This window comes from Cryobacterium sp. TMT4-10, from assembly GCF_004403275.1.
Lineage (GTDB): Bacteria > Actinomycetota > Actinomycetes > Actinomycetales > Microbacteriaceae > Cryobacterium > Cryobacterium shii.
The window spans coordinates 1-25003 of record NZ_SOGU01000047.1 but is presented as its reverse complement, the minus strand read 5'-3'; the positions used below and the strand labels follow the sequence as shown (position 1 = coordinate 25003).

Here is a 25003-nt window from a genome sequence, read left to right as displayed (position 1 = left end):
CATCAGAATCGCTCATAAGCAATTTTCCCAGACCCCACGGCCAAGGACGGGAAATCCGGCGGCGTTTTAAACTTTGCCGTTACTGACCCACGCTCCTAGGACTCGAAGGGATCACCAAATGAACGACGAGGATGATCTTGATCCGATGGGTATCGAAGGACTCGACGCCCGCCTCGTCAACGTCGAAACGATCCTGCCCGACCTCTTCGACATGTACGAACTCCGCGCCGCCGGCGGGCCCTACTACTGGGAGGCACTCGACCACGATCAAGCCGTGAAGCTCTGGGACGAACTCGGCCAGTTCGTCACCTGGCTCGACGGCCGCTACCTCACCAACCTCGCCGAACCCAGCTACCGGCTCCCGGCTCCCGGCTCCCGGCTCCCGGACTGCTGGTACCGCCACCCCATCGCCATCGAAGAACTCACCGCGCTCATGGTCTCGCACCGCGCCGCTTACGACACCCGCTCCGCCAAAGCCTCCTCCGCACTCGTCGACTTGCACCACCGCGCCCTCTGGCCCACCCTCGACTCGCTCAAGCTCCGCGCCGGCCTCGCCGGCTGCCGCGACCGCAGCGAACACCGCGAACCCCACGCCGGGCCCGCGACGTTCAGGGTGTCCGACGAGTATCTGGGATATGTCGACGTAGCCGCTGAAACGGCCTGACCTTCGATGACCCCGGACGCGCCCACCCGAGAATCGCTCCTGATCAGAACATCCAGCGCTCAAGAACGCCGCGCGCGCGGGACCCTCAGCGCCGGACAGGCGGCACGCTAGATTCGGCCCGGCCCCTTCGCCGCACCGTCGCCGATGAGGGTGATATCCGTCGAAATCGCTTCCGACGCATGGATCAGCGCCTCCCGAACCTTGTCGATTGACTCTCTGCCGCTCATGCCGTTTTGGGCCGGGAGAGAGACGTTGACCGCCGCAACAACACGGCCTGATCTGTCGTAGATGGGCGCGGCCATTGACATGAGGCCTACCTCGAGTTCTTGATCAACCATGGCCCAACCCTGGGCTCTGACCTTGTGGAGTTCGTCGAGGAGAGCCCCGCGAGTTGAAATGGTCCGAGGCGTGAGGGCAATAAGAGGTACGAAATTCAGGTACGCATCGAGTTCGGCCCTAGACAGACCGGCGAGCAACACGCGTCCCATGGAGGTGGCATACGCGGGGAACCGCGTGCCGACATTGATGCCGACCGTCATGATGCGTCGGGCCGACACGCGGGCAACGTAGACGATGTCCGCGCCGTCCAGAACGGCGGCCGACGTGGATTCCGAAAGCTTGGTGGAAAGATCCTGTAAGTGCGGCTGGGCCACCTGCGAGAGGCTCAAACCAGAGAGATAGGCGTAGCCGAGTTGCAGGACCAGCGGCGTCAACGTGAAGTTCTTCCCGTAAGAGCGGACGTAGCCTAGCTCCTCCAGGGTCATCAGGAACCTGCGGGTTGTGGCCCGAGTCAGATCTGTGCGCTTGGCAACCTCGGTGAGCGTCATGTGCGTGTGGTCAGCGTCGAAAGCGCGGATAACCGCGAGTCCGCGCGCCAGGGATTGAACAAACTGGTCGCTGGTGCGCTGCGCGTTTGGCTCTTCCACGGAGATGGTCCCCTCAATCATGCTTTCAGCATACTTTCACGTTCGGGCGCGAGCAGGGGCAAATCGACCAGTCGTAGAAGTTCTTCGAAGGTGCAGCCGTAGGTGTCGCGCACTCTGATTCCGTCGGGGGTGACAAGAAGGACTGCCATGTCCGTGAAAATGCGGGTGACGCATCCGACGCCCGTGAGCGGATACGTGCAGGCCTCCACGAGTTTGCTGCGCCCGTCACGCGTGAGCAGGTTCATCATGACGAAGACATCCTTGGCGCCGATGGCCAGGTCCATCGCCCCGCCCACGGCCGGAATGTCATTCGGGTCGCCCGTGTGCCAATTCGCCAGGTCCCCGGCGACCGAGACCTGGAACGCACCCAGCACGCAGACATCCAGGTGCCCGCCGCGCATCATCCCGAACGAATCGGCGTGGTGGAAGTAGGAAGCGCCAGGGAGCTCGGTAACCGGAATCTTCCCTGCGTTGATCAGATCTTCATCGAGCTCATCGCCTTCCGCCGCGGGTCCCATACCCAGCATTCCGTTCTCGGTATGCAGCGTGACGTTCTGGCTCGGCGTCAGGTAGTCCGACACCAGCGTTGGCTGGCCGATGCCGAGATTGACGTAGGCGCCTGATGGGATATCTTGGGCAACGAGCCTGGCGAGCTGATTGCGGGTCAATCTCTCAGTCACCGTGCGACCTCCGTCGAACCGTTGGATGTGACCTGGGCCGGGACGACGACAACGCTGTTGACGAAGATTCCGGGTGTTACGACGTTCTCCGGGTCGAGGCCGCCCGTCTCCACGAGTTCAGAAACCTGAACGATCGTGTGCGCGGCAGCAGAAGCCATGATCGGGCCGAAGTTTCGTGCCGTCTTCCGATAGACGAGATTGCCCACTCCATCCGCCTTGAGCGCCTTGATCAGGGCGAAGTCAGCTCTGATGGGACTCTCGAGGACGAAGCCGCGCCCGTCGATCATGCGCGTCTCCTTGCCGGCGGCCAGCATCGTGCCGTAACCGGTCGGGGTGAAAAAACCTCCGATTCCCGACCCCGCGGCTCGGATCCGCTCGGCCAGGTTTCCCTGCGGCACGAGCTCCAATTCAATCTCGGCGGCACGGAACTTGGCGTCGAACAGTTCCGAATCCGACTGGCGAGGGAAGGAGCAGATGATCTTGGCGACCCGCCCAGCTCCGATGAGCGCCGCCAGCCCAACCGTGCCGTTCCCCGCGTTGTTACTGACGACCGTCAGGTTGCGGCTCCCTCGCCGAAGCAGGGCCTCGATGAGCTCAATTGGCTGACCGGCCTTGCCGAATCCCCCGATGAGGACAATCGCGCCGTCAGTGATCTCCGATACGGCCTCATCGACATCGTCGTGGATGGTCAGCATGCGCCCACCATTGTCGGCGCCCGCCGGGGGGAAACGTTCTCCAGGACAACGGCCAGGCCCTGGCCGACGCCGATGCAGATGGCCGCCACGCCCCACCGTTCGCCGCTGGCCTGCAGGCTGCGCGCCAGCGTGCCGAGAAGCCGCGTACCGGAGGCCCCCAGAGGGTGGCCGATGGCGAGCGCCCCGCCGTGCTGATTGACGATCGTCGGGTCTATGTCCCACGCGTCGATGCAGGCCAGGGCCTGGGCGGCAAAGGCCTCATTGATTTCGACGGCGCCCACGTCGGACCACGTGACGCCGGCCTGAGCAAGAGCGCGGTTTGCCGCCTCGACGGGAGCAAAGCCGAAGAATTGCGGATCTATTGCTGCCGCTCCTCGCCCGGCGATACGTGCCAGGGGGGACAGGCCCAGCAAGTCGGCGGCCGACTCGCTTCCCAGAAAGGCTGCGGAGGCTCCGTCGGTCAGCGGTGACGCGTTACCCGCCGTGATCGTGCCGGCCGTGGGCCCCGGTCCCGCAGGACGGAAGACCGTGGACAGCGTCGCCAACTTTTGCACGGTACTTCCGGGCCGGATTGACTCGTCTCGGGTGAGCGCCGTGTCGGGGACCATCGTTACCAGCTCATCGTAGAAGCCGTTGGCCCAGGCCGAGTCCGCCAAATGGTGCGAGCGGGCGGCGAATGCATCCTGACGTTCGCGGCTAACGTCGTACCTCTCCCTGAGCTGCTCGGTTGCTTCTCCCAAGGACACCGTCCATTCGGACGGCATTCTCGGGTTGACCAAACGCCAGCCCAGCTCGGTCGAGACGAGGTCGCGATCGTCCCCGTCGGCGGATTCGGAGGTCCTTGGTACGACCCAGGGGGCCCGGCTCATCGACTCCGTGCCACCGACCAGAACGACGTCCGCATCCCCGACGCCGATCTGACGGGCAGCGATGATCGCCGCGTCCAGGCTGGATCCGCACAAACGGTTGACGGTGGTGCCGGGAATCGACGTGGGGAGTCCCGCGAGCAGGGTCGCCATCCGAGCCACATTCCGGTTCTCTTCGCCGGCGCCATTGGCATTGCCCAGAACGACTTCGTCGATCAGGGCGGGATCGAACGTCGGCACGCGTGACAGGGATGCCTGGATCACGTGAGCAGCCAGGTCGTCCGGACGCAGGCCGGCCAGCGCGCCGCCGGACTTGCCGAATGGCGTCCGTACGGCGTCGTAGATGAATGCCTGATTCATGCCACCTCCGGTGTTCACGCCACGTGGCGAATAATGTTCACTTGTCGAACGAATGTGCGACATATGAACTATATTCGTGCCCACCTCTCGGCGTCAAGGCTATTGGTGCCCGCAGTGACGGCGTAGCCAGGGCCCACAATCGGCCTGAGTTGCTGAAGATAAATTCGTTACCCAAATGAGTATTGACTCTGCCCGCGCTGTCCCCTTAGTCTGTTCGCTACGGCGACATAGCGTTCGCCTGACGTACAACACTCGACGAAGGAGTCAGAGCTGGTGAGCAACGTTGCAGCGCCAGCCGAGGCGCCCGTCCGGGACCATGTGTTCCACCGAAACCTGCTCAAGAAGTACCCCGTGGCCGTGCGAGCAGCAGGGGTCTACATCTTCGACAGCGACGGCAAAGCTTATCTGGATGCTTCCTCCGGCGCAGTCGCCGCCAATCTCGGCCACGGCGTCCAGGAGATAGTCGACGCGATGGCAGCGCAGGCAATTCAGGTCGCGTTCGCTCACACTGTGCGTTTCGAGACACCGGTCATGGTCGAGACCGCGGGCCGGATTGCCGATCTGTCCCCGGATGGCCTAGAAACGGTGTACTTCGCCTCCGGTGGGTCAGAGGCCAACGAGGCAGCCATGAAACTGGCACGCCAGTTCCACCTCGACAGTGGGCGCCCGGGCAAGCACCTGGTCGTCGGCCGGTGGCAGAGCTACCACGGCAATACGCTGGGAGCGTTGAGCGCGGGGGGGGACGTCGGGCGCCGGACGAGTTTCAGTCCGATGCTGGCGCCGTACCCCCATGTCTCAGCCCCGGAGAATGAGCCTCTGGAATCGGTGTGTCCTCACCTCGGCAGCCCCGGCGAGCAGTTTGACTACATCGGCGAATTCGAACAGGTCATCGCCCGGGTCGGGGCCGAAAACATCTCGGCGTTCATCTGTGAGGCAATAGTCGGTAGTCAGCAGGGAGCCGTTGTTCCTCACCCGAAATACCTGGGCCGGGTGCGCGAGCTGTGTGACAGGCACGACATCGTGCTCATTGTCGATGAGGTGATGACCGGCTTCGGCCGAACGGGCAAGAACTTCGCCGTCGAACACTTTGGCGTTACCCCTGACATCATCACGTTCGGTAAGGGTGTGACCGGCGGCTATGCGCCGTTGTCGGGCATGATCGTGCACGACCGAATCGTCGACGTCATCCGGGAGCGCAGTGATGGCGTGTTCCGGCACGGCTACACCTACAGCGGCCACCCCGTCTGCCTGGCCGCCGGCAATGCCGCGCTGACCTACTACACAGACAACAGCGTGCTGGAAAACGTGGTGGCTCAGGGCCGCTACCTGCGCGAGAAGCTTGACGAGCTCCAGGCGCGCCAGCCTCGCATGGGGCCGGTGCGAGGCAGGGGGCTGCTCCTTGGCTTCGATCTCCTCGACGTTCGGGGCAGGCGGCACATCACGTCGGAAGCGTTCAACGAGATGGCCATGCAGAACGGCGCCATCTTTTACCCGGGCAAGGGCCGCATCGACGGAATCCGTGGCCAGCATCTCCTCATTGCACCCCCATTGACGATCCAGCGCGTCGACATCGATTTGATGGTCGACATCCTGGAGCAAACGTTGACCGATGTCGACGTCGACGTAAGCAGTCTGATCATCAACGAAAGGAATGCACTGTGAACATCAGAACCACATCAATTGCGGCGCTCATGGCCGTCGTGCTGGTCGGCAGCGTCGCCGCGTGCAGCAGCGCCGCCGCCCCCACCGAAGACAAGGCCCAGGACACCCTGAAGGTCGGCATTGAGGGCGCGTACCCTCCCTTCAACTACTACGACAAAGACAACAAGCTGGTCGGTTTTGACGTTGACATCACCACGGCCCTTTCCAAGGACATGGGTGTCAAGGTCGAGTACGTCGCCACCCCGTGGGACAGCATCCTCGGCGGACTGCTGGCCAAGAAGTACGACATCATCATCTCGAGCATGGCGATCACCGAGGAGCGCAAGGCGAAGGTCGACTTCACCGAACCGTATTACCACACCGGTTCTCAGCTGTTTGCTCCGACCGACACGTCCATCACCGACTCCGCTCAGATCAAGGGCAAGCAGATTGGCGTGGCCATCGGCACAACCTTCGAGGAGAAGGCACGGGCACTCGGTGCGGATGTCGTCACCTACAAGTCCGACCTGCTCGCATTCGAGGACGTCAAGAACGGCCGCCTGGACGGGCTCCTGACCGACGGCCCGGTCGGCGGCAACGCCATCCAGGTCGGAGGCTACGACATGAAGGCCGTCGGAACCCCGCTCATCGACGCGGCAGCGGGCATCGCGGTCAACAAGAACAACTCGGGCCTGCTCAAGAAGCTCAACGCCGCGATCACGAAGATCCAGGACGACGGCACGTACCTCAAGATCAGCACCAAATGGTTCGGAACCGACATTCGCTAATGGGAGACAACCTTGCTTGATTTCAGTCTCGTCGCACCGTTCCTCCCTTACCTGTTGACGGGCGCCTTGGTCACCATAGAAATTTCGGTGCTGGCCACGGCGCTCGGCCTGGTGCTGGGGCTCATCGCGGCACTTGCCAGAATGAGTGTGTTCAAGCCCGTCAAGTGGGTGGCGGATTTCTACGTCTGGTCGATCCGAGGCACCCCGGTGCTGGTTCAGCTGTTCATCGTGTACTTTGGGCTTCCCCAAATCGGGATCGAGCTCGGGGCCATGCTGGCGGCTGTGCTGGCGCTGGGGGCGAACACCGGGGCGTACGTCGCGGAGATTCTCCGTGGCGGAATCCTGGCCGTGCCCGCGGGGCAGATCGAGGCAGCGGAATCCCTGGGCATGAGCTCCGCCAAAGTCATGCGCAGGATCATCCTGCCCCAGGCCTTCCGGCTGAGCATTCCAGCCCTCGGCAACCAGGCCGTCTCGATGCTCAAGGAGTCATCGCTGGCATCACTGGTGACGGTAAACGAGCTGATGATGGTCTCCCAGAGGTTCGCGGCCACGAACTACGCCTACATGGAGTTCTACATCGTGGCCGCGGTGATCTACCTGGTCATGACCACCGGGATGTCCTGGATTCTGGGGAAGATCGAGTTCCGCATGTCCGTGAGCGAGCGTTAGGAAAACATGTCGGAAGCAGCCATCCAGGTCATCGACCTCCATAAGTCATTCGATGAGCTCGAGGTCCTCAGAGGGGTCTCTCTGGAAGTCAAGTCCGGTGAAGTGGTTGCGGTCATCGGCTCAAGCGGGTCGGGCAAGAGCACCCTCCTCCGGTGCCTGAACCGCCTGGAGCAGAGCACCTCGGGCAACATCCTCATCGACGGCACGGTCCTCACCGGATCCAAACGAGCGATCAGCGAGATCCGCCGCGAAATCGGCATGGTGTTCCAGCAGTTCAACCTGTTCCCGCACATGACGGTGCTCGAAAACGTCATGGAAGGGCCCATCCAGGTTCTGGGGATGCCGAAGAAGGATGCCGCAACCCTGGCCGCAGGATTGCTGGCGAAGGTGGGGTTGGCCGAGAAGGCTCGCGTTTACCCGCGCAAGCTCTCGGGCGGTCAGCAGCAGCGCGTGGCCATCGCCCGGGCGCTAGCGATGAATCCGCGCGCCATGCTTTTCGACGAACCCACCTCAGCCCTTGACCCGGAACTGCGCGGCGAGGTGCTGCAGGTGATGAAACAGCTGGCGGCCGAGGGGATGACCATGGTCGTCGTCACCCACGAGATGAAGTTTGCCCGTGAAGTGGCCGACCGGGTGATCTTCATGCACAACGGCGTCATCGAAGAGCAAGGGCCTCCGGACCAGCTGTTCGACTCCCCGCGGAGCGAGCGTCTCCGCGGTTTTCTCCGGCACGTGAGTTAGGCAAGGGCATGAAAGAAGCGAGCAGCGCAAATCTCATCGGTGGCGCGTGGCAGGGTACGAGCGGACTGACTCGATTCGAGACCCGCGACCCGGCAACCGGCAACCGGCTCGAGGGATACGGCGTCTCGTCTGCCGCCGACGTCGATGCGGCCGTCGACGCCGCACGGCTGGCTTTCCCGACGTGGCGGCGCGAGCCGGCGCCCGCCCGAGGGCGGCTGCTGCACCGAGTCGCCCAGGAGCTGGAGGCCGTCAAGGACGAACTCGCCCGCACCATGACCCTGGAAATGGGCAAGGTGCTCACCGAGTCGCTGGGGGAAGTCGACGCCACGATCGCGAGCTGCCGCTTCATGGCAGGGGAGGGACTTCGTGCCCTCGGTGAGGTGCTCCCGTCGGCATCGGCGAACCGGACGATCATGACCGTGCGTGAACCCGTCGGCGTGGTCGCGTGCATCACGCCGTGGAACTTCCCGATCGCGCTTGCCGCGTACAAGATCTTCGCTGCCCTCGTTTCCGGTAACTGTGTCGTCTGGAAGCCCGCACCGAATATCAGCGGAAGTGCGCTTTTGTTCACCCAGGCGCTTGTCAGGGCAGGCGCGCCCGCGGGGGTCGTCAACCTCCTCTCCGGGGGCGGGATTGACGCGGGTCGCCGGTTGTCCACCCACCCCGGCGTCGACGCCGTCGCATTCACCGGCTCCACTGCGGTGGGTATCGAGATCGCCGAGGCTTGTGCCCGAACCCTGACCCCGGTCTCATTGGAGCTCGGCGGCAAGAACGCGATCATTGTTCTCGAGGACTCCGACCTTTCCCTTGCCGCGAACGGAATCATGCAGTCAGCCTTTGCCACGTCCGGCCAGCGCTGTACCGCGGCAAGCCGCGTGATCGTGCAGCGGTCTGTGCGCGAGCCGCTGCTGGCCGAACTCCTGCGCCGCACCGAACAACTGAAGCTCGGCCATGGAACGGATGCGGCCGTGAATCTCGGTCCGCTGGCCACACCTGCCCAGTTGGACCGGGTGGCCTCGCTGGTCACGGCCGCCGTCCAGGCCGGCGCCGAGGTGCTCAGCGGAGGTTCCAGGGCGGAGCTCGCGGAGTACCCGAATGGCAGCTTCTACCAGCCGACCTTTCTCGGCGGTGTCAGGGCAACCGACGCTATCGCCCGGACCGAGGTCTTCGGTCCGGTCGTCGCCGTGATCGACGTCGACGACTATGAGCAGGCGGTCGCAGCGAACAACAGTACGGACTACGGATTGTCTTCCTCGATCTACACGCAAAGCCTCCACTATGCGCACCGCGCGGCCACCGATCTGCATTCCGGCGTGGTCTACGTCAACAGCGGAACATCAGCTGCGGAGTCCGGAGTGCCCTTCGGCGGAATGCGCCTGTCGGGAAACGGCCACCGCGAAGTGTCGACGCACGCATTCGACGTCATGACGGAACTGAAGTCCGTCTACATGAGTTTCTGAGAGGACCGTATGTCTGTTGCACTCGAAAATCGCCTGACCATGCTGTCCATGGACCCGCTAACGACAACCGAGGAGGAATCCACTCTCGCGGCATCCGACTATGCGAACCTCACCGCACACCTGCAGGCGGACACAGCGGGAACCATGGCCGGGCAACGTGTGGTAATCGTCGGTGGCGGCGTGATCGGCCTGATGACGGCGCTGTACCTCACGCGTGCGGGGGCCCATGTGGAGCTCTTCGAAGCCGAGTCGCTGGGGGCTGCGGCCTCGGGCCGGAACGCCGGAGGAATCTATGCCTTCGGTCGCGCTATCGGCGAGGTCGCCCTTGCACGCGCCTCCATGGACCTGTGGGAGGACCTCACTCTCGGCGGCCTCGACAGCCACTTCCGCCGCCCGGGCCACGCGATGATCGCGCTCAATGACCACGAGCGAGGCCTGCTGGACATGGCCGAACGCCACTATGCGCTGGCCGGGCTTCCCACCCGGATGCTAACCCCCGACGAGGCGGTCGCCATGCTGCCTGGGGTGTCGCCCGACAATGCGGGGGCGCTGATGGGCACCACGGATGGGCAGGGTTACCCGTTCACCGCGGTCTCGTCGATCATCGCCGAACTGCGCGCGGCGGGCGCGATCATCCGCGACCACTGCCGCGTGCAGTCGGTCATTGAGCTAGGTGGCCAGGCCCGGGGAGTCCGATCGGAGCTCGGTGTCACCGAAGCAGACCACGTCATTCTCTGCGCCGGTCCCTGGCTGGCCGGATTCAGCGAATCGGCCGGCTGTAACCTTGCGGTGCGGCCCCGGCGCTCACAGATCATGGTGACCGAACGGATCGCGGGCATGGAGAACTTCCCCTTCGTTTCGGGCAACCGCGTCTACGCGCGCCGCACCCACGCCGGAAACATCATGATTGGCGGCGGCGGTCCCTGGGAACAGGACGGCTACAACGTCACGAGCTCCTCTGAGGCGATGTCGTTCCTGGGCAAGCACATGTCGGAGCTCTTTCCCGGCCTGGCCGGGGCACCGATCATCCGGGCCTTCGCCGGAACGGTGGAATTGACCGCCGACCACTTCCCGCTGTTCGGCCCGGCGCCCTCCATGGAACGCCTCTGGATTTCGGCCGGGTACAACGGACACGGTTTCGGTTTGTGCGCGGCCATGGGTCGACTCACCGTCGACCTCATCCGCTCAGGTTCGGACAGGGTGCCGCTGCCGGCGGCGGTCAGCGCCGTGGTCGGGGAGTTCGGTCCGGACCGATTCAACTCAAGGCAAGGGAACAGCCATGAATGACCACATGATCTGCCGGTGCGAAGACGTCACCGCCTCCGACGTGAGGGCCGCGATCGACGCCGGCGCCTGCAACGCCCAAGAAGTGAAGATGCGCACGCGGGCCGGTATGGGCCCCTGCCAAGGGCGGGTCTGCCGGCCGGCGGTCGAAGCGATGGTCGGGGTCACCGGCGAGGGAGTGCTGCAGAGCACCAGCAGCATGACGGTGCACCTCCCCGTTCGGCCCGTGTCTTTGCAGGATCTCGTCATCACCAGGGAGCAGTAATGAGAATCACCGGACATCCTGTCCTGCCTGACCTTCCAGCAGAAGAGGTCGGCTTCACCTTCAACGGGGAGCCGTACACGGCCCGCGAGGGCGAGCCCGTTGCGGCGACCCTGCTCGCCAACGGCGTCCGGAAGCTCCGCGTCTCGCCGGTAGCCGGCGAGCCCCGGGGAATCTACTGCGGCATCGGCCACTGCTACGAATGCCGCGTGTGGCTGAACAACGACACCCAGGTGCGCGCGTGCCTGACCCCGGCGACCGAGGGCGACTCCTTCGCGTCAGAGCGGACAGCAGAATGAGCGCCCCGGAAGCGTTCGACCTCGTCGTGATCGGCGGTGGACCAGCCGGACTCACCGCAGCCCGGGATGTCGCGGCCGCGGGGGGCCGGGTCATGGTCGTGGACGAGAACCATGCCATGGGCGGAAAGCTGCGCGGCCAGCTGCATGAGGACCCTGCGGATTCCAGCTGGTGGAAGGGGTGGGAACTGGCCGAACAGGCCGAGAAGGATGCCGTTGACGCCGGAGCTCGGATGATGACGGATGTCGTTGCCTGGGGACTCGAGCCAGGCTGGACGGTTCGATTGACGTACCCGGCAGGCCGGACGGGCGGCCCCAGCCAGCTCACGACGCGTGCGGTGCTCGTGGCTACGGGCGCGGTCGAGCGGCCGATGCCCGTCGCCGGCTGGACGCTTCCGGGCGCGATGACCATCGGTGCGGCCCAGGTGCTCACCAACATCCATAGGGTCAAGCCGGGTCACCGCGTGCTCGTCGTCGGCATGGACGTGCTTTCGCTCACCATCGCTAGGGCGATGCAACTGGCCGGCGTTGACGTTGTGGGCATCGTCCTGCCGCCCACGACTGTAAAGGGCAGCTCCCCCCGAGCCACGCTCGGTCGTCTCGCCCCGATGGCGAAACTCGCACCGGCGAAGTACATGCGACTCGGCGGACATTTCCTCGGGTGGTCCTGGGTCCAGGCCCTCGCTTCGCGGCTGGTTCCCCGGACGCTCCGCATGTGGGGCATCCCGCTCCATCTCCGCACCTCCCTGGTCGCCATCCAGGGAACGGACCAAGTCACTGGCGCGGCCCTGGTCAACGTCACAGCCGACGGGACGCCGATTCCCGGAAGCGAACGCAAGGTCGCCGTCGATGCGGTCTGCCTCGCCAACGGACTGATCCCGCTCAACGAACTCCTGGCAACGCTGGACTGTTCCTTCGTCCGCTCTCCCGACCTCGGGGGAACTGTTCCCGTGCACAGCGACACCCTGCGGACCCAGCTCGACGGAATGTACGTCGCCGGCAACTCGATCGGCATCGAGAGCGCCAAGATCGCCGAGAAACAGGGCGCACTGGTCGCGCTGAGCATCATCGACGACCTGGGCCTCTCCTCCCGGCACGGCGGCGACGCGGCCGGGGCCGCACTCGAGCTCATGGGCGCCCGGCGCACCATGGAGTTCCAGTTCGATGCCAACGTGCAGCGAGGCCACGACGACGTCCAGCGCGCGTGGGAAAAGAGCGGCGACCGGGCATGAGCACGCGCCGGCTTGGTCTTGCCTTCTTCTATCACGAATCACACTCGTTCAGCCCGCTCCGCACGAACCTCGACGCCTTCCGCCAGGAGGCCCTACTGAGCGGCGAAGATCTGATCGAGGCCTACCGCGGCACGAAGACGGAGCTCGGCGGTTTCCTCGACGCGCTCGAGGAAACCGAATTCGTACCGGTTCCGCTGGTCGCGGCGGCGGCCTCTCCGGCCGGCCAGGTGACTACTAGGGCCTATGAGCAGATTCGCGGCGACATGCTGACGGCCCTCGGGGGCGCCGGCGAACTCGACGGACTGCTCCTGGCGCTTCACGGAGCCATGGTCGTGGATGACTACCAGGACCCGGAGACCGACCTGATCGAGCACATCCGGCGGGAGCGGGGGCCGGCGTTCCCGATTGCCGTGACGCTGGACCTGCACGCGAACGTAACCCGCGGGCTCATCGACCAGCGGACATCCTGCTTCGGTTTCCAGACCTACCCGCACGTTGATGCGTACGAGCAGGGCGTGCGCGCCGCAACCGCGTTGATACGCCAAGTCCGGGACGGAATCACGTACTACCAGTGCTTCGCCAAGCTGCCCGCGCTCCTGCCGAGCGTCAACATGCGCACGGCCGAAGGCCCGATGCACGAGGCGGTCACCGCGGCCCAGGACTGGGAGAAGAGGGACGGCATCGTCGCGGCGAGCGTCTTCGGCGGGTATCCCTACGCAGACATTGCAGGTGCCGGTGCGAGCGTCGTCGTACTGGCCACCGACCGCGCGCTGGGCGAGGAGAGCTGCCGGGGCCTTGCATCACTGCTGTGGTCACTGCGCGGTGAGTTCGTCACCGAGCTGCCCGGCGCGGCGGCCGCTGTCGCGTTGGCGGTGAAGCCCGAGCGTCTTCGGCCGGTCGTGCTGGCTGACATCGCCGACAACCCGCTGAGCGGCGGCAGCGCTGACACGACGGCCCTGGTCGCCGAGGTGCTCAACGCGCACGTGCCGAAGTCGCTGATTGGCGCCTTGTGCGATGCAGAGGTCGTCGCGCAGTGCCGGGCCGCGGGGGAGGGCGCCACCATCGGCATCCGTCTGGGCGGGAAAATATCGCCCGAATTCGGTCCGCCGCTCGACCTCGAGGTAGACATCATTCGCGTCAGCGATGGGCGGTTCCGCAACACTGGTCCGATGAACACCGGACTCCAGGTCGACGTCGAAGGCGCCGTGCACCTGCGCGCCCAGGGGACCGACATCCTCGTGACCGGGCGGCCGATCACCGCGAACGACCCGGAGCTGTTCGGGCACATCGGGCTGGACGTCACCGGCTACGACCTGCTGGTCATGAAGGTCAAGAACCACTTTCGCGCAGCGTTCGAACCCCTGGTCGGGGACATCATCTACGTGGACGCACCGGGTGTGGCATCGAATGACTTCTCCACCTTTCCGTTCCGAAACCTGCCCGCCGGCCTGTGGCCCTTCGACCTCTCCGCGACCTTCACGCCCGACGTCAGGGTGGCCGTCATCCCGGGTGCGCTCGCTGCTGACAGGATTCCACAGTGACGGGCAAGGACCGGTTCACCCTCAGGGCGGCCGTCCTCGAGGATGCGGACGCCCTCGGGACGCTCCACATCGCGGTCTGGCGGGCCACCTATGAAACCTGTATGGACCCGAATTTCCTAGCGGGCCTGGACACCGCCGACTGGATCGCCGACTGGCGGAAGATCCTGTGCACGGACGACGGGAGACGCACGATCGTCGCGGTTGATCCCGAACGAGACGGCGCTATTGTCGGATTCGCCTCGGCGGGGCCTTCGCACGACGCCGAGCCGATTGCCGAAACGGAGTTGTACGTTCTGAACACCGACGTCAGCTGCCACGGCTCCGGAGTGGCTGCCCGGCTGCTGGAAGCTGTCCTGCTTCACCAGTCGGCGTCGCTCTGGGTCGTCGAGCAGAACGACCGCGCCCAGGCCTTCTATCGCAAGCATCGTTTCGTCGTCGAAGGTGCCCTGAAGTGGGACCCGGAAGCGGGAGCGCAGGATGTCCGCATGAGGCGGTAACTCGCCGGATTGGCTGGAGTTCCGGGCTCACCAACCACGAGAAAGTCGTCTGCCCACACCACCCGCTCTGGCTCGGCGACGGCGTCGAGCCGCCCGGAAACCAGATTTCCAGGCGCACCTGCCCGGGCATTACGGCCGCATCACGCCATCACCGAAATCTCATCAGCCGGTTCGGCCGCACCAGAGTCTGCACAGCCTTCCACATCTCCGCATACATCAACCGGCACTGGTATGAGAACTTCCACCACTTCGACGAGTTCGCCCGCCTCCACAAGCGCTTGACCGTCGCAGACTGTGATCAACCGAGCGAGATCGCGCGGTGGGATCCGCACATCCACACGCCGGGCACACTACAGAAAGACCAGTTCGGCGGGGATTAAGCGGGGGAACCCTACATCGAGGCGATCGATAAATCGGAGCCTATCGAACTAGCTTCATTGAAACGAAGTTCGCCGCAACCTGTCTGTGCGCTGAGTGCGACCCCGTGCTGTTCGTTCTCGACCCCGCTCAGCGGCTCAGAGCGATGGGGTCTGCGCGGCAAACCGTCCGGTCGTCAACGATCGCCTCGCCGGTCGCGACCGTCCGTCTTCGCGAGCACATCGGACAGTAGCTCACGGGCCACGGCCGCGGGATGGGCCGCCCACCAACCACTCAGTGCGGAATACCCTTGCCAGGCGAGGATCCCCACCGCGAAGGAGGCGAGGGTGGCGAGTAGTGGGAATTCGACCGCGAGAAGCGGGAAGACCTGCCAATGGACGAGGTAAACGAACAACGATGCCGACGCCACGACGCCCAGCACCGGCACCAGAATCCGCGGAAGGGGCACCGCCGGAATCCACAGGAGGAGGAGCAGTCCCGCGATCGCGATCGCCTCGCGGGCCGGGTCGCCGAAGAACCCAGGGACGGTGAGCACGACGACCGCCGAGCTCAGCCCGCCCTTGACGTCCGTGGCACGCGCGATGAGCCAGCCGAGCGCGATGAGCCAGAGCACGACCAGTGACGATCTCGCCGGTGTCCAGCCGCACAGAGTCCTCATACGCGCGGCGACCTGGTTGCCTGGCGGGAACGGGATACTCATGCCCGTAATTGGTGCGAAAGCCGATGCGGGCCGGTATGGTGGTGCCGAGGCTCACAAGACTCACAGATCCAACAAGACTCACAAGATACACAGCCACTCACAAGGAGTCCACCATGGAGAACCCATTCCGGCCATCAGCCGGCGCGACACCGCCGGAAATTATCGGCCGCGCAGGCCTTCTCGACGAGTTCGCCTACGGCCTACGACTGGGCTCAGGTGCGCCGGGACTTCTCACCATCTTCACCGGTGCCCGTGGCATCGGCAAGACCGTCATGCTCGGTGCCGCCCACGACATGGCCAGGGAACGCGGATGGGCCGTGATCTCCGAGACGGCCACCGGCGGTTTTATGGGAAGGATCGGCGAATCCATGCGCCAGCTGGCCGAGGAACTCGGCAACGGGCCGCAGGGTCGCCGGATCACCGCGGTCTCCGCCGCCGGCTTCAGCCTCACGACAGAGCTCCCGCCTGAACGTCAGGTCGCCTGGCGGAACCTCGCTGAAGAACTCCTCCGGCTCCTCCAGGGCCGTGGTACCGGTCTGGTCATCACCGTGGACGAAATCCACGCCGCTGACCGTGCTGAACTGGCGCAACTGGCCGCCAGTGTCCAGCACCTGATCCAGGACCGGCTTCCCATCGGCCTGGTCTTCGCCGGCCTGCCGGCCGCGGTGTCGGACCTGCTCAACGAAGGCGTGGCGACCTTCCTTCGCCGCGCCGACAAGATCGACCTGCATGCGGCCGCAGTCCGGGATGTGGAGACATCGTTCGCCGACACGTTCGCGACGGCGGGGTTCAACATCTCACCGGCCCTGGTCCGGCAAGCCTCTGAAGCAACAGGGGGATACCCGTTTCTCATCCAGCTGGTCGGCTACTTCCTCTGGCGGGAAGCCGAAAGCAACGAGGGCGCGCTCGACGCGGAGGCTGTCAGCAGGGCCATTGAAGCCGCCCACCGACGCAACGCACGCACCGTGATCGAAGCGGCTCTCTCGACAGCCTCACCCAAAGACATGGAATTCCTTCACGCCATGGCCAAAGACGACGGACCGTCGGTCACCGGCGACATCGGGCAACGGCTGGGCGCCAAGACAAACCTTGTCGCCAACTACCGGACACGGCTCCTGGCAGCCGGACTCATTGAATCGGTAGGGTTCGGCAAAGTCGACTTCGCCATCCCCGGTCTACGCCGGTATCTCAGTTCGAAGCCCACGGACTAAGCCGCCCACCGAGTCTGACAAAGTGTCCGCGAAGTCGGCGAGCCTGCCGGCTATCCGTGGGCGGCAAAGGAGCGAGCGGCCGAGATGACCTTCGGGCCGATTTCGTCCAGTGGCCCGCCACGCAACAGGGCAGCTGGGGACTGGTCATCCAACTCCGGGTTCATGCCCTGGAACCACGCCTGGATCGTCTTCGCACTCTCACACTCGATCAGAATGCCGGCAACATAATAAGAGGTACGAAGTCTCTGTACGACGTCCGCACCAGGTGCACGAGAGCCTTCCGCCCATTCACGCACGGAGCGCGTGTTCGAAACGCGGCCCAAGTAGGCGACGAGCCGGGCGCCGAGGATCTCGCGCAGACCAGTGACGATCCCGCCGGTGTCCAGCCGCACAGAATCGGCGTACGCGCGGTGACCTGGTTGGGAAGCGGGGACGGGAATACTCATGCCCGCAATTCTTCCGCGTCACGGACTCAATAGCAAGGATCGCTCGTGTTTTCGCGGGCAATATAACAAGTCAAATAACATCCGATATGACCGATAATGGTTATTATGTTCGTTTTAAAGTGCATCTATTGCAGAATGTGCTGAATAGAGTTCTCCTGATATCGGCTTCGGCGAAAGTCGAAGACAGCGCGAACTCCCACGATTCACACTGGGATGCGGCGAGTTCGGCCGGCGTTTGGCAGCCCCCACGGGTCAGTCTTTGCGTATGTTCACGCCCGTGCTGCGAAGTCGCTCTTGTCCTGGGCGATTCTGCCGTCTAATGTGAGTGAGTGCTCACATCATTTATCGAGACGGATGCGTCCGCAGCCTCCATCACCACTGACGGCCTGCTGCGCCAGTTCGGCAGCCTGACTGCACTTGACCGGGTCACCGTGACTCTTCCCCGGGGCGGTGTGGTCGGCCTCCTCGGCCCCAACGGATCCGGCAAGTCGACTTTGATCCGCATCCTGCTTGGGCTCATTCCTTCCACGTCGGGCCAGGCCACCGTGCTCGGCCACCCGACCACGAAACCGGCCCGCTACGCGGGCGACGTCGGAGCGCTCATCGAGGCACCGTCGTTCGTTCCGGGGCTCTCGGCTCGTAAGAATCTTCTGTCGCTGGCTCGTCTGCGCGGCTTGCCCGCGACCCGGGTCGCCGAGGTCATTCGCATCGTGGGTCTCGAGGGTCGGGAAAACGAGTCCGTTCGCCGTTTCTCACTCGGGATGAAGCAGCGGCTCGGCATCGCCGCGGCGTTGCTGCCTGACCCCGCCCTGCTGATCCTCGATGAGCCCACCAACGGCCTGGACCCGGCTGGGATCGTGGAGATTCGGCAGTTGCTCAAGACTCTGGCGGCTGAGGGGCGCACGGTGGTGGTCTCATCCCATCTGCTCGCCGAGATCCAGGCGGCATGCGATTATCTCGTCATCATCCGTTTCGGCGAGCTGATGTTCTCGGGACCGATGGGCGAGCTGCTCGACAAGGCCGGTGCGCGCATCGAGGTTGCCCCGGAGCATCCCGCTGATGTCGACCGGCTGCGCGTTGCTCTCGCGGCGGCGGGGTGGTCGCTCGAGGATGACTCGCTCGTCGTGCACGGCTCCGCCGCCGACGCGGGGGCGCTCAATCGTGCTGCACACGAGGCCGGCATCACGCTCAGCCGACTGACCCCGATCGACGAATCCCTCGAGGACGTGTTTCTCAAGATGACGGCGGCACCGACCCGCGACCCAGTAGCTGCCTCTCAGGGCGCCCGAAAGAAAGCTGCCACCAATGCGTGAGCTACGAAGCGAACTCACCCGTCTCAACCGACGGGGAATCTGGCTCGGGTGGCTGGGCCTCATGGCGGTCTTCGCCGTGCTGATCAACACGGTGATCTACACAATCGCAGCGAACGGGTCTGCACCTCCCGGCGGAGGTCCGGGAGTCGCTTTCCCTAGCGTGGCGACTCTGGAGAGTTCATCGGGAATTGTCGCGGGAGTCTCCTCGGCGGCCAGCATGTTCGGAGTGATCACGCTGTCGTTCTGGGCCATTGCAACCGCCTCGGACTACAGCACGGGCCTGATCCGCCTGCTTGCCGCTGCCCAGCCACACCGCTGGAGGCTGCTGCTCGGAAAGATCGGCGCCCTGCTGATCTGGACGGCCCTGGCAACGACGGTGGCGGTAGTCGTCAACCTGGCGGCCGCGCTCCCCTCGGCGGAAGCCGCGGGAATCTCCACTGAACTCTGGATGGATGACCTGGCCAGCGAGATCGCACGCGCCTGGTTGACTTCGTTCAGCGCCAGCGTGGTCTGGGGAATCATCGGACTCGTGCTCGCCCTGCTGAGCCGTTCCGCGGCGATCGCCATCTCGGTGGGAATCGGGTGGGTTCTCCTCATCGAGACGATCATCAAGACCGCGTCGAGTGAAGCCGGCCAGTGGCTGCCCGGAACTACTCTCACCGCACTGGCGCAGGGTGGAACCGATGACCTGACTTTTGCGGCGGCCATTCTGATCGGCTGCATCTACGCGGCAGTCGGCCTCATCATCGGTCTCGTGATCTTCATTCGCAGACCGATAACCGAATAGTCCGATTGGATAGACCTATGAACGCCCGCGGAGACACCACCCGAAAACGCCTCATCGACGCGACCACGGCCCTCGTTCGAGAGGTCGGCTACGCCAACGTCCGGACTCGCTCGATAGCGGTGGCGGCGGGTGTCGCCGAGGGCACCCTCTATCGGCACTTCGCCGACAAGCGGTCACTCTTCTACGCCGCGGTGCTGGATCGCAACGCACCCATCGTCGCAGCAACGGCGACGCTACCCTCCCTGGCCGGACGGGGCACAGTGCTCGAAAACCTACTCGAAGTCATTCGAAAACTTGCCCAGCTTCAGGAGGACCTGCTGCCGCTGGAGCAGGCGATGATCGCCGACCCGACCCTCGCACCGCTCCGCGGAGAACGGGTACAGATGCCACTGGAGGGGCCGCCGCACGATATCGCCCGCTATCTCGCCGCGGAGCAGTCCCTCGGCCGGGTTCGCGCCGAGTGTGACCCTACACTCGCCGCGATTTCGCTGCTGGCGATGCTGTTCGGCCTGGCCGTTCATCCACTATTGGGCAACGATCTCGCGAACTCGGAGCTCCTCGGCGCTTCCGTCAGTTATTTTGTAGACGGAGTCGGCGCCCCGGCCACACAACCCAAACTCCTCGCGTAAAAGTCGACGTGTACTGGGCCATGCAACGCCCAGCTTGGTGCCTGCGACAGCCGCGGACCTCTTTTACCATTGCCGTTACCGTTCGCCCTCGCGAGTGCGCTGCCCCATCTGACCAACTGGATTCCAATTCGGGGCAAGCACAAGCATTAGGTGAGGGACTTTAGACCGGCCAGGCGGAGGACGGCAGCTAGCCCTTCGGACGTCCCGGGCCAGTGTCGTTGGACCGCGTCACTGCCTGCCCGGCGAGTCGCGAAACGGAGAGCGAGCGCGACCACGATGGCGTCGTCCGCGTAGCCGAGAACCGGTATGAAATCAGGGATCAGGTCAATGGGCGACAGCAGGTAGACCAAGAGAACGGCCAGCCAAATACGAACTCCAATCGACACGGATCGATCACAAGTTAGGCGTTTGAGAAGCCGGGCGACGTCAGGAGCAAGGCGAAGAAGGCCACGAAGCGAAGCGCCGCCAGGATGCCGGCGCTGCTCGATCCAGAGGAGCAGGACAATGGCCAGCCAGAGCACGAGCAACCCCCCGAGCACGCCAAGAGCGATTCCCCACCAGGACGTCATGACTTGCGTCCGCAAAAATCGAGTTTCCACTCGTCGAGCAACATCGAGCGAACGTTGGATGTCATGCTCTGATTCTTGCAGTGGAGACGTCCAACGAACCCTCGCGCCGCACGCTCGCCCACCGGCTCCAGGTAAGGGGCACGATGGACAAGGGGCAGGACATTAAAGCCCCCGAGAGCACCCCTACTTTGCGAAGCAGGCTACTCTCACCCCCGCTGCTCACTACAGGACTGGAGCCGGCTCGATGGCGGGGCTCGTGTAATGGATGGCTCGTGCGCGGATTGCTCTGTACGTCGATGAGATTGAGACCTACCGTGCACGTCCGTCGTCACGGGATCGCTGCTCGTCGGGCTCTGTCGCCTGGTCGCCGCGGGTGGCCTGTCTGGCCTTCACGGTGAGGCCGGCTGCGCGCTGTTCTTCACACGGCCGGCCGTAGCCCGGTTCGCGGCGCGCATCGCGTCAACCACGGTGAGCGGCTTCTACCGACCCTCATCGGCCGCGCTCGCTAGCGTCCTTTGAGCCTGCATCGTCTGCGAGGCAGCTACGCGGGCCGCCAGCTCCGCACCAATTCCGCGCTCTTGGAACGCCTCTGAGGTGGCCGGCGTTTGTGCCGGGTCGACTTTGTACCGGTCGCGGAACACGGCCACTTCGACCGCAAGGCATGCCCACTGCTATCAGTGGGCGCCCTCGGCCGCTAGGTCACCAAGCTGCTGCGCCCACGCGGGCTGCTACGCCGCGATCGCAGTGCCCCGTGCCTCGAGGCACACAGTGAGGTACTCATACCGGTCGGCCAAGTAGTCCCGCCGTGCAGGATCGGTAGCGACGGCGTGGAGTACCCGACGATCGGCAATCCTTGCCGACACTGCAGGTCAAATGCTAGGTCAGCGGCGGGGTGTCCTGGGGGTTGGCCTCGTTGGGGGTGTCGCTATCCGTGTACTCGCCTTCAACGTCCGGGTCAGTTGTGGCACGCCCGTCAGCTGGGGTCGTCGCGTCGGCTTCAGGTTCCGTGTCGGTGTATTCGCCGTCGGACTCGGGGTTGGGTTTCATTAGGGGCTTCCTTCTGCCAGGGTCCCCTGACGGTATCTCTCCGACTGCGTGATCGCAATGACAACTTCACCAGCCATCGCAGTCATAGGAACTTTTCCCGCTGAGTGATTTACCGTTCAAGGCCCTCATCCCGGGTGCGCGGGTCATCTGCCTGTGTCGCTTGGTCACCGCGCGTAGCCTGGCGGGCCTTGACGGTGAGTCCCGCGGCGCGCTGCGCGTCCCGCTGCTTGTCGGCCGTGGCCCGGTTCGCTCCCCGCATCGCGTCCAGCGCGGTGGACGGATTCCGACGGCCAGCCTCAGGCGTCCTCGGCGGGGTGCCCTGAGTCTGCTTCTCCTGCAGCTCTGTCACGCGAGCCGCGAGCTCCGCACCAACACCGCGTTCACGGTAGGCCACAGGAATGGCCGCGGTCTGGGACGGGTCGACCTTGTACCGGTCGCGGAAAACATCGACTTCAGCGGCGAGGCGCACCCACTCCTGACGACTGTTGCTTTCGGCCGGGACGTCGCCGAGCTGCTGCGCCCAGTCGGGCTGTTCGACGGCGATCGCCGTGCCGCGTTCCTCGAGGCGGACGGCCAAGTACTCGTACCGTTCGGCGAGATGATCGTGCCAGGCGGGGTCGGTGCCTGCGGCGTCGAGCACCCGCCGGTCGGCGATCCACGCCGGCACCGCCGGACGCTCCCCCACTGCCGACGCCTGGTCGACGGGTGCCGTTTCGATGCGGCGCTCCATCCGGTGGGAGAGGACGGCGCCGGCGTCGTCGGCGGTGCCGCGTTCTCGTTCGTTCCACGAGTCCCGCAGCAAAGTGGCCGGGTCAAGGCCCTGGGTTTCGGCGCGGGTAAGGGCGGCGGTGACGGCTCCCCAGCTCTCGGAGCTGGTGAGGTTCCGGGCATCTGTCTCGTCGAGGGTGTGGCCCACGAGTCGATTGAAGCGGACGGTTTTGGCGCGTTCGGCGACGTCGCCGTACTGATCGATGAGGGTGACCAGGTCATCGACTCGGGCTTGTTCGGCGCGGATGGTTTCGGTGGCGGAGAGCATCCCGTCGCTGTGACCGGCGATGGTGTCCAGGACGTCACTCATCGGCTGGGCATCCTCGGTCTCGACGTAGAGGTGGTTGGCTTCCTTGCCGCGGGTCAGCCCGACGTAGACGAGTTCGCGGGAGGTGGAAGAGTCGGCGAGGACGTGCGCGGTGTCCGCGGTCATGCCCTGGGCCCGGTGAATGGTCGACGCGTAGCCGAGCTCGACGTTGTTCTGCACGTACTCGGCGGGGAGGGTGATGCGGCCGCCGTGCCCGGCATGGGTGACGGTCAACGCCCCGTCGGCTTGCACCTTCCCCACGATCCAGACGTCACCGTTTTTGACCCGGTCGGTTCCGCGCCCGGTGCGGAGGGTGGCGTCGTTGAGGCGGGTCACGATCCTGTCCCCCTGGTACGCGGCCAATCCGTCGCGCAGCTGCGAGGAATTCTTCCCGGATACGAGGCCGGCGCCCATCCGGTTGGCCTGGGCCCTCGTGTTGAGGTCGGTGACGGTCACGTTCTGTTGGGCGAGCATGACGACGTTTTTGCTGGCTTCGTCGTCGTGCTGCCAGGCGGCGAAGACGTGGTCGGTCATCCGGTCGATGCCGCCAGCGGTGACCCGGTTGTTGTCGACGTACCAGCGGAATGGGTCCCCCACCGTGGCAGGGTCGCGGAGCTGCCGGGTTGCTTCGGCTTCGGCTGGGGATGTGAACCGGTGGATCTCCTCCAGCTTGACCGAGCCGACTTCGCGTTCCAGCAGGCGCAGCGCCCCTCCGGACTCAACGGCGGCGAGCTGCCGGTCGTCACCGATCAGGCGCACGTGCGCCCCGTGACGCTCAGCAATGCTCGTGACCTTAGCCAGGTTCAGGGTGCCGGCCATGCCGGCCTCGTCGACGACGATGATGTCCCCCGCCCGCAGCTTCAACTCGTCCGGGTGGCGACTGTCCGGGGTCGCGTCCCCGTGGGTGTCGTAGGCGCGGACGAAGGAGTGGATCGTGGCCGCCGGGACCTCGACGGCGTCGCGGAACACGGCGGCCGCCGTCGCAGACGGGGCCAACCCGATCAGGCGGCCGCCAGCTTGCTCGGTGGCGCGGGCGGCCAACGCGAGAGCGGTGGTCTTCCCGGCACCGGCAGGCCCGGTCGCGACGACAAGGAGCGTGCCGGAGGTCGTGAACTCACGTGCCGGGGCCCGCTGCCCGGCATCCAACGGTCCGGTGTGGCGGGCGGCGGTGCGGTCGAACTCGGCCACCGTGATGGGGGCGATCGTGCGGGTGCGGCCGGCGGCCAACAACGTGTCTTCGGCGGCGAGGAGGCCGGTGGAGGTGAAGAGCATGCGGCCCTTGTGCTCGTAGATGCTCGACCCGTCCCGGCGAGTCAGAGGCTCGAAGGAACCGTGCGGGGCGGGCGGCGTCACCGCGATCGAGTCCGTCTCCAGCGCACGCCGGGTGATGAGCTCAACCGTGCCTTCTGGTACGGGGCCGCGACTGTTTTCTTTCTGGACCCAGCGGCGGGCTTCGGCCTCGATCATGTGCGGACCCCAGACCGCGTGATGCTCCGACACCGTCCCTACGACCTCACGCGCAGCCCGATCCACATCCACCACCCGCGACTCCCCCGGCCTGCTGCCCATGGTCGCCGCTGCGGCGCGCGCATCCTTGAGGAGGTTGGTGACGGTGGCGGCGCCGACGCGTTCGGCGGCCTTCGCGGCCCACTCGTGTCAACGACTGGTGAATACTGACCCCGTGGCGTCGTTTGAATTCGGACCCCTCCGTAAGACCCTTGGAGGGTGATAACAGTGGAGAACTGGGCAGAGATACGTCGGTTGCATCGATCGGAGAAGATCCCGATCAAGGAGATCGCAAGGAAGTTGGGGATCGCGCGGGTCACGTCCCGCTGAGTGGTGGAATTTCTCAACACCATGCAGGTCAGTGGTTTTAGTCTAGGCGGTGGCGAGTTCGGGGAGGATCACCGCCTCGTCGAGGACCTCGATGGGGTTGTTCATGACGGCCAGCTCGAGCATCGAGGCCTCGGAGAAGTAGCGTCTTTCGCCAGCTTCCCACTCGTCGTGCTGCTCGATCAACTCCGACCCGGCCAGGCGCAGCAGGGCCGCGGCGTTGGGGAAGACGCCGACGACGTCGGTGCGGCGTTTGATCTCCTTGTTCACCCGTTCGAGCGGGTTCGTGGACCAGATCTGGCGCCAGTGCCGCTTTGGGAAGCCGGCGAAGGCGAGGAGGTCGGGTTGCGCGTCGACGAGCATCGCCGCGACCTTCGGGTGCGAGCGGTCCAGCATCGTGGTCACCTCGCGGA

26 protein-coding genes and 1 pseudogene are annotated in these 25003 nt (G+C 65.0%); 17 read left to right on the top strand and 10 right to left on the bottom strand.

The genetic code is table 11. The annotated features are described in order from the left end of the window. Positions 1 to 118: 118 nt before the first annotated feature. Positions 119 to 664: a hypothetical protein gene (locus E3T42_RS07415; RefSeq protein ID WP_134402748.1), complete on the top strand. Its 546-nt coding sequence runs from the start codon at positions 119 to 121 to the stop codon at positions 662 to 664. 107 nt (positions 665 to 771) lie between these two features. Here E3T42_RS07415 and E3T42_RS07410 read toward each other — a convergent pair whose 3' ends face one another. Genes E3T42_RS07410 through E3T42_RS07395 form a run of 4 tightly spaced genes read right to left on the bottom strand, consistent with a single transcriptional unit; the run spans position 772 to position 4191 of the window. Next, on the bottom strand, positions 772 to 1611 hold the full coding sequence (locus tag E3T42_RS07410) for an IclR family transcriptional regulator C-terminal domain-containing protein (protein WP_134366464.1): 840 nt from the start codon (positions 1609 to 1611) through the stop codon (positions 772 to 774). Further along, positions 1608 to 2270, bottom strand: coding sequence for a 3-oxoacid CoA-transferase subunit B (locus E3T42_RS07405; protein ID WP_134366465.1), 663 nt, complete (start codon positions 2268 to 2270; stop codon positions 1608 to 1610). The genes E3T42_RS07410 and E3T42_RS07405 overlap by 4 nt, the downstream gene beginning before the upstream one ends. Continuing rightward, on the bottom strand, positions 2267 to 2965 hold the full coding sequence (locus E3T42_RS07400; protein WP_134402747.1) for a 3-oxoacid CoA-transferase subunit A: 699 nt from the start codon (positions 2963 to 2965) through the stop codon (positions 2267 to 2269). The genes E3T42_RS07405 and E3T42_RS07400 overlap by 4 nt, the downstream gene beginning before the upstream one ends. After that, positions 2959 to 4191, bottom strand: coding sequence for a thiolase family protein (locus E3T42_RS07395; protein ID WP_134366467.1), 1233 nt, complete (start codon positions 4189 to 4191; stop codon positions 2959 to 2961). Before E3T42_RS07395 ends, E3T42_RS07400 begins: the two co-directional genes overlap by 7 nt. A gap of 273 nt (positions 4192 to 4464) precedes the next feature. Here E3T42_RS07395 and E3T42_RS07390 point away from each other — a divergent pair, with 273 nt between their 5' ends. From E3T42_RS07390 to E3T42_RS07340, 11 genes are read left to right on the top strand one after another with little or no spacing between them, the layout of a single operon-like run. Beyond that, positions 4465 to 5853 carry an aspartate aminotransferase family protein gene (locus E3T42_RS07390; RefSeq protein ID WP_134366468.1) on the top strand — a complete coding sequence of 463 codons (1389 nt, stop codon included), beginning with the start codon at positions 4465 to 4467 and terminating at the stop codon, positions 5851 to 5853. Next, positions 5850 to 6620: a transporter substrate-binding domain-containing protein gene (locus tag E3T42_RS07385; protein WP_134366469.1), complete on the top strand. Its 771-nt coding sequence runs from the start codon at positions 5850 to 5852 to the stop codon at positions 6618 to 6620. Before E3T42_RS07390 ends, E3T42_RS07385 begins: the two co-directional genes overlap by 4 nt. A 12-nt stretch (positions 6621 to 6632) precedes the next feature. Then, positions 6633 to 7289 carry an amino acid ABC transporter permease gene (locus tag E3T42_RS07380; protein ID WP_134366470.1) on the top strand — a complete coding sequence of 219 codons (657 nt, stop codon included), beginning with the start codon at positions 6633 to 6635 and terminating at the stop codon, positions 7287 to 7289. A gap of 6 nt (positions 7290 to 7295) precedes the next feature. Beyond that, positions 7296 to 8030 carry an amino acid ABC transporter ATP-binding protein gene (locus E3T42_RS07375; RefSeq protein WP_134366471.1) on the top strand — a complete coding sequence of 245 codons (735 nt, stop codon included), beginning with the start codon at positions 7296 to 7298 and terminating at the stop codon, positions 8028 to 8030. An 8-nt stretch (positions 8031 to 8038) separates the two neighbouring features. Further along, complete coding sequence (locus E3T42_RS07370) at positions 8039 to 9490, top strand: aldehyde dehydrogenase (RefSeq protein WP_134366472.1); 1452 nt, start codon at positions 8039 to 8041, stop codon at positions 9488 to 9490. A 9-nt stretch (positions 9491 to 9499) separates the two neighbouring features. Beyond that, positions 9500 to 10777: an FAD-binding oxidoreductase gene (locus E3T42_RS07365; RefSeq protein ID WP_134366473.1), complete on the top strand. Its 1278-nt coding sequence runs from the start codon at positions 9500 to 9502 to the stop codon at positions 10775 to 10777. Continuing rightward, a complete protein-coding gene (locus E3T42_RS07360) occupies positions 10770 to 11039 on the top strand; it encodes a (2Fe-2S)-binding protein (RefSeq protein WP_134366474.1) in 270 nt (89 codons plus the stop codon). Before E3T42_RS07365 ends, E3T42_RS07360 begins: the two co-directional genes overlap by 8 nt. Beyond that, a complete protein-coding gene (locus E3T42_RS07355; RefSeq protein ID WP_134366475.1) occupies positions 11039 to 11335 on the top strand; it encodes a (2Fe-2S)-binding protein in 297 nt (98 codons plus the stop codon). Before E3T42_RS07360 ends, E3T42_RS07355 begins: the two co-directional genes overlap by 1 nt. Continuing rightward, positions 11332 to 12564 carry an NAD(P)/FAD-dependent oxidoreductase gene (locus tag E3T42_RS07350; RefSeq protein ID WP_160141049.1) on the top strand — a complete coding sequence of 411 codons (1233 nt, stop codon included), beginning with the start codon at positions 11332 to 11334 and terminating at the stop codon, positions 12562 to 12564. Before E3T42_RS07355 ends, E3T42_RS07350 begins: the two co-directional genes overlap by 4 nt. Continuing rightward, complete coding sequence (locus tag E3T42_RS07345; protein WP_134366477.1) at positions 12561 to 14105, top strand: M81 family metallopeptidase; 1545 nt, start codon at positions 12561 to 12563, stop codon at positions 14103 to 14105. The genes E3T42_RS07350 and E3T42_RS07345 overlap by 4 nt, the downstream gene beginning before the upstream one ends. Further along, positions 14102 to 14602 carry a GNAT family N-acetyltransferase gene (locus tag E3T42_RS07340; RefSeq protein ID WP_134366478.1) on the top strand — a complete coding sequence of 167 codons (501 nt, stop codon included), beginning with the start codon at positions 14102 to 14104 and terminating at the stop codon, positions 14600 to 14602. Before E3T42_RS07345 ends, E3T42_RS07340 begins: the two co-directional genes overlap by 4 nt. 553 nt (positions 14603 to 15155) lie before the next feature. On the opposite strand, the gene E3T42_RS07335 is transcribed toward E3T42_RS07340, so the two are convergent. Then, on the bottom strand, positions 15156 to 15680 hold the full coding sequence (locus tag E3T42_RS07335; protein WP_134366479.1) for a hypothetical protein: 525 nt from the start codon (positions 15678 to 15680) through the stop codon (positions 15156 to 15158). A 113-nt stretch (positions 15681 to 15793) separates the two neighbouring features. Between E3T42_RS07335 and E3T42_RS07330 the strand changes: the two genes are divergently transcribed. After that, positions 15794 to 16891: an ATP-binding protein gene (locus tag E3T42_RS07330; RefSeq protein ID WP_134366480.1), complete on the top strand. Its 1098-nt coding sequence runs from the start codon at positions 15794 to 15796 to the stop codon at positions 16889 to 16891. Between the two features lie 50 nt (positions 16892 to 16941). On the opposite strand, the gene E3T42_RS07325 is transcribed toward E3T42_RS07330, so the two are convergent. Beyond that, the gene (locus E3T42_RS07325) at positions 16942 to 17337 is read right to left on the bottom strand and encodes a hypothetical protein (RefSeq protein WP_134366481.1); all 396 of its coding nucleotides are present in this window, start codon (positions 17335 to 17337) and stop codon (positions 16942 to 16944) included. A 329-nt stretch (positions 17338 to 17666) separates the two neighbouring features. On the opposite strand from E3T42_RS07325, the gene E3T42_RS07320 reads away from it, so the two are divergent. The 3 genes from E3T42_RS07320 to E3T42_RS07310 are packed head-to-tail and all read left to right on the top strand — an operon-like array spanning position 17667 to position 20066. Continuing rightward, positions 17667 to 18650, top strand: coding sequence for an ABC transporter ATP-binding protein (locus E3T42_RS07320; protein WP_134366482.1), 984 nt, complete (start codon positions 17667 to 17669; stop codon positions 18648 to 18650). Next, entirely contained in the window at positions 18643 to 19437 is a 795-nt protein-coding gene (locus E3T42_RS07315; protein WP_134366483.1) for a hypothetical protein, read from the top strand. Before E3T42_RS07320 ends, E3T42_RS07315 begins: the two co-directional genes overlap by 8 nt. Positions 19438 to 19454: 17 nt before the next feature. Then, positions 19455 to 20066: a TetR/AcrR family transcriptional regulator gene (locus tag E3T42_RS07310; RefSeq protein WP_134366484.1), complete on the top strand. Its 612-nt coding sequence runs from the start codon at positions 19455 to 19457 to the stop codon at positions 20064 to 20066. A gap of 146 nt (positions 20067 to 20212) precedes the next feature. On the opposite strand, the gene E3T42_RS07305 is transcribed toward E3T42_RS07310, so the two are convergent. The 3 genes from E3T42_RS07305 to E3T42_RS07300 all read right to left on the bottom strand — a co-directional run bounded on the left by E3T42_RS07305 (position 20213) and on the right by E3T42_RS07300 (position 24224). Then, the gene (locus E3T42_RS07305) at positions 20213 to 20635 is read right to left on the bottom strand and encodes a YkvA family protein (protein ID WP_134366485.1); all 423 of its coding nucleotides are present in this window, start codon (positions 20633 to 20635) and stop codon (positions 20213 to 20215) included. Positions 20636 to 21511: 876 nt separating this feature from the next. Then, positions 21512 to 21682 carry a hypothetical protein gene (locus E3T42_RS16715; RefSeq protein WP_160141048.1) on the bottom strand — a complete coding sequence of 57 codons (171 nt, stop codon included), beginning with the start codon at positions 21680 to 21682 and terminating at the stop codon, positions 21512 to 21514. A 109-nt stretch (positions 21683 to 21791) separates the two neighbouring features. Then, the gene (locus E3T42_RS07300; protein WP_160141047.1) at positions 21792 to 24224 is read right to left on the bottom strand and encodes an ATP-dependent RecD-like DNA helicase; all 2433 of its coding nucleotides are present in this window, start codon (positions 24222 to 24224) and stop codon (positions 21792 to 21794) included. 258 nt (positions 24225 to 24482) lie between these two features. On the opposite strand from E3T42_RS07300, the pseudogene E3T42_RS17605 reads away from it, so the two are divergent. Further along, positions 24483 to 24584, top strand: a pseudogene (locus E3T42_RS17605) (helix-turn-helix domain-containing protein); the annotation flags it as partial. 51 nt (positions 24585 to 24635) lie between these two features. Here E3T42_RS17605 and E3T42_RS07295 read toward each other — a convergent pair. Beyond that, positions 24636 to 25003: transposase (locus E3T42_RS07295; protein WP_241975904.1), on the bottom strand; the 368-nt coding region annotated here is incomplete at its 5' end.

What these genes read in the sequence shown, in the direction of transcription:
- E3T42_RS07415 (WP_134402748.1), top strand. Translation starts at nt 119, where the DNA reads ATGAACGACGAGGATGATCTTGATCCGATGGGTATCGAAGGACTCGAC.
- E3T42_RS07370 (WP_134366472.1), top strand. Translation starts at nt 8,039, where the DNA reads ATGAAAGAAGCGAGCAGCGCAAATCTCATCGGTGGCGCGTGGCAGGGT.
- E3T42_RS07325 (WP_134366481.1), bottom strand. Translation starts at nt 17,337, where the DNA reads ATGAGTATTCCCGTCCCCGCTTCCCAACCAGGTCACCGCGCGTACGCC.
- E3T42_RS07365 (WP_134366473.1), top strand. Translation starts at nt 9,500, where the DNA reads ATGTCTGTTGCACTCGAAAATCGCCTGACCATGCTGTCCATGGACCCG.
- E3T42_RS07375 (WP_134366471.1), top strand. Translation starts at nt 7,296, where the DNA reads ATGTCGGAAGCAGCCATCCAGGTCATCGACCTCCATAAGTCATTCGAT.
- E3T42_RS07335 (WP_134366479.1), bottom strand. Translation starts at nt 15,680, where the DNA reads ATGAGTATCCCGTTCCCGCCAGGCAACCAGGTCGCCGCGCGTATGAGG.
- E3T42_RS07355 (WP_134366475.1), top strand. Translation starts at nt 11,039, where the DNA reads ATGAGAATCACCGGACATCCTGTCCTGCCTGACCTTCCAGCAGAAGAG.
- E3T42_RS07395 (WP_134366467.1), bottom strand. Translation starts at nt 4,191, where the DNA reads ATGAATCAGGCATTCATCTACGACGCCGTACGGACGCCATTCGGCAAG.
- E3T42_RS07410 (WP_134366464.1), bottom strand. Translation starts at nt 1,611, where the DNA reads ATGATTGAGGGGACCATCTCCGTGGAAGAGCCAAACGCGCAGCGCACC.
- E3T42_RS07310 (WP_134366484.1), top strand. Translation starts at nt 19,455, where the DNA reads ATGAACGCCCGCGGAGACACCACCCGAAAACGCCTCATCGACGCGACC.
- E3T42_RS07305 (WP_134366485.1), bottom strand. Translation starts at nt 20,635, where the DNA reads ATGACGTCCTGGTGGGGAATCGCTCTTGGCGTGCTCGGGGGGTTGCTC.
- E3T42_RS07330 (WP_134366480.1), top strand. Translation starts at nt 15,794, where the DNA reads ATGGAGAACCCATTCCGGCCATCAGCCGGCGCGACACCGCCGGAAATT.
- E3T42_RS07360 (WP_134366474.1), top strand. Translation starts at nt 10,770, where the DNA reads ATGAATGACCACATGATCTGCCGGTGCGAAGACGTCACCGCCTCCGAC.
- E3T42_RS07400 (WP_134402747.1), bottom strand. Translation starts at nt 2,965, where the DNA reads ATGCTGACCATCCACGACGATGTCGATGAGGCCGTATCGGAGATCACT.
- E3T42_RS07300 (WP_160141047.1), bottom strand. Translation starts at nt 24,224, where the DNA reads ATGATCGAGGCCGAAGCCCGCCGCTGGGTCCAGAAAGAAAACAGTCGC.
- E3T42_RS16715 (WP_160141048.1), bottom strand. Translation starts at nt 21,682, where the DNA reads ATGAAACCCAACCCCGAGTCCGACGGCGAATACACCGACACGGAACCT.
- E3T42_RS07345 (WP_134366477.1), top strand. Translation starts at nt 12,561, where the DNA reads ATGAGCACGCGCCGGCTTGGTCTTGCCTTCTTCTATCACGAATCACAC.
- E3T42_RS07315 (WP_134366483.1), top strand. Translation starts at nt 18,643, where the DNA reads ATGCGTGAGCTACGAAGCGAACTCACCCGTCTCAACCGACGGGGAATC.
- E3T42_RS07350 (WP_160141049.1), top strand. Translation starts at nt 11,332, where the DNA reads ATGAGCGCCCCGGAAGCGTTCGACCTCGTCGTGATCGGCGGTGGACCA.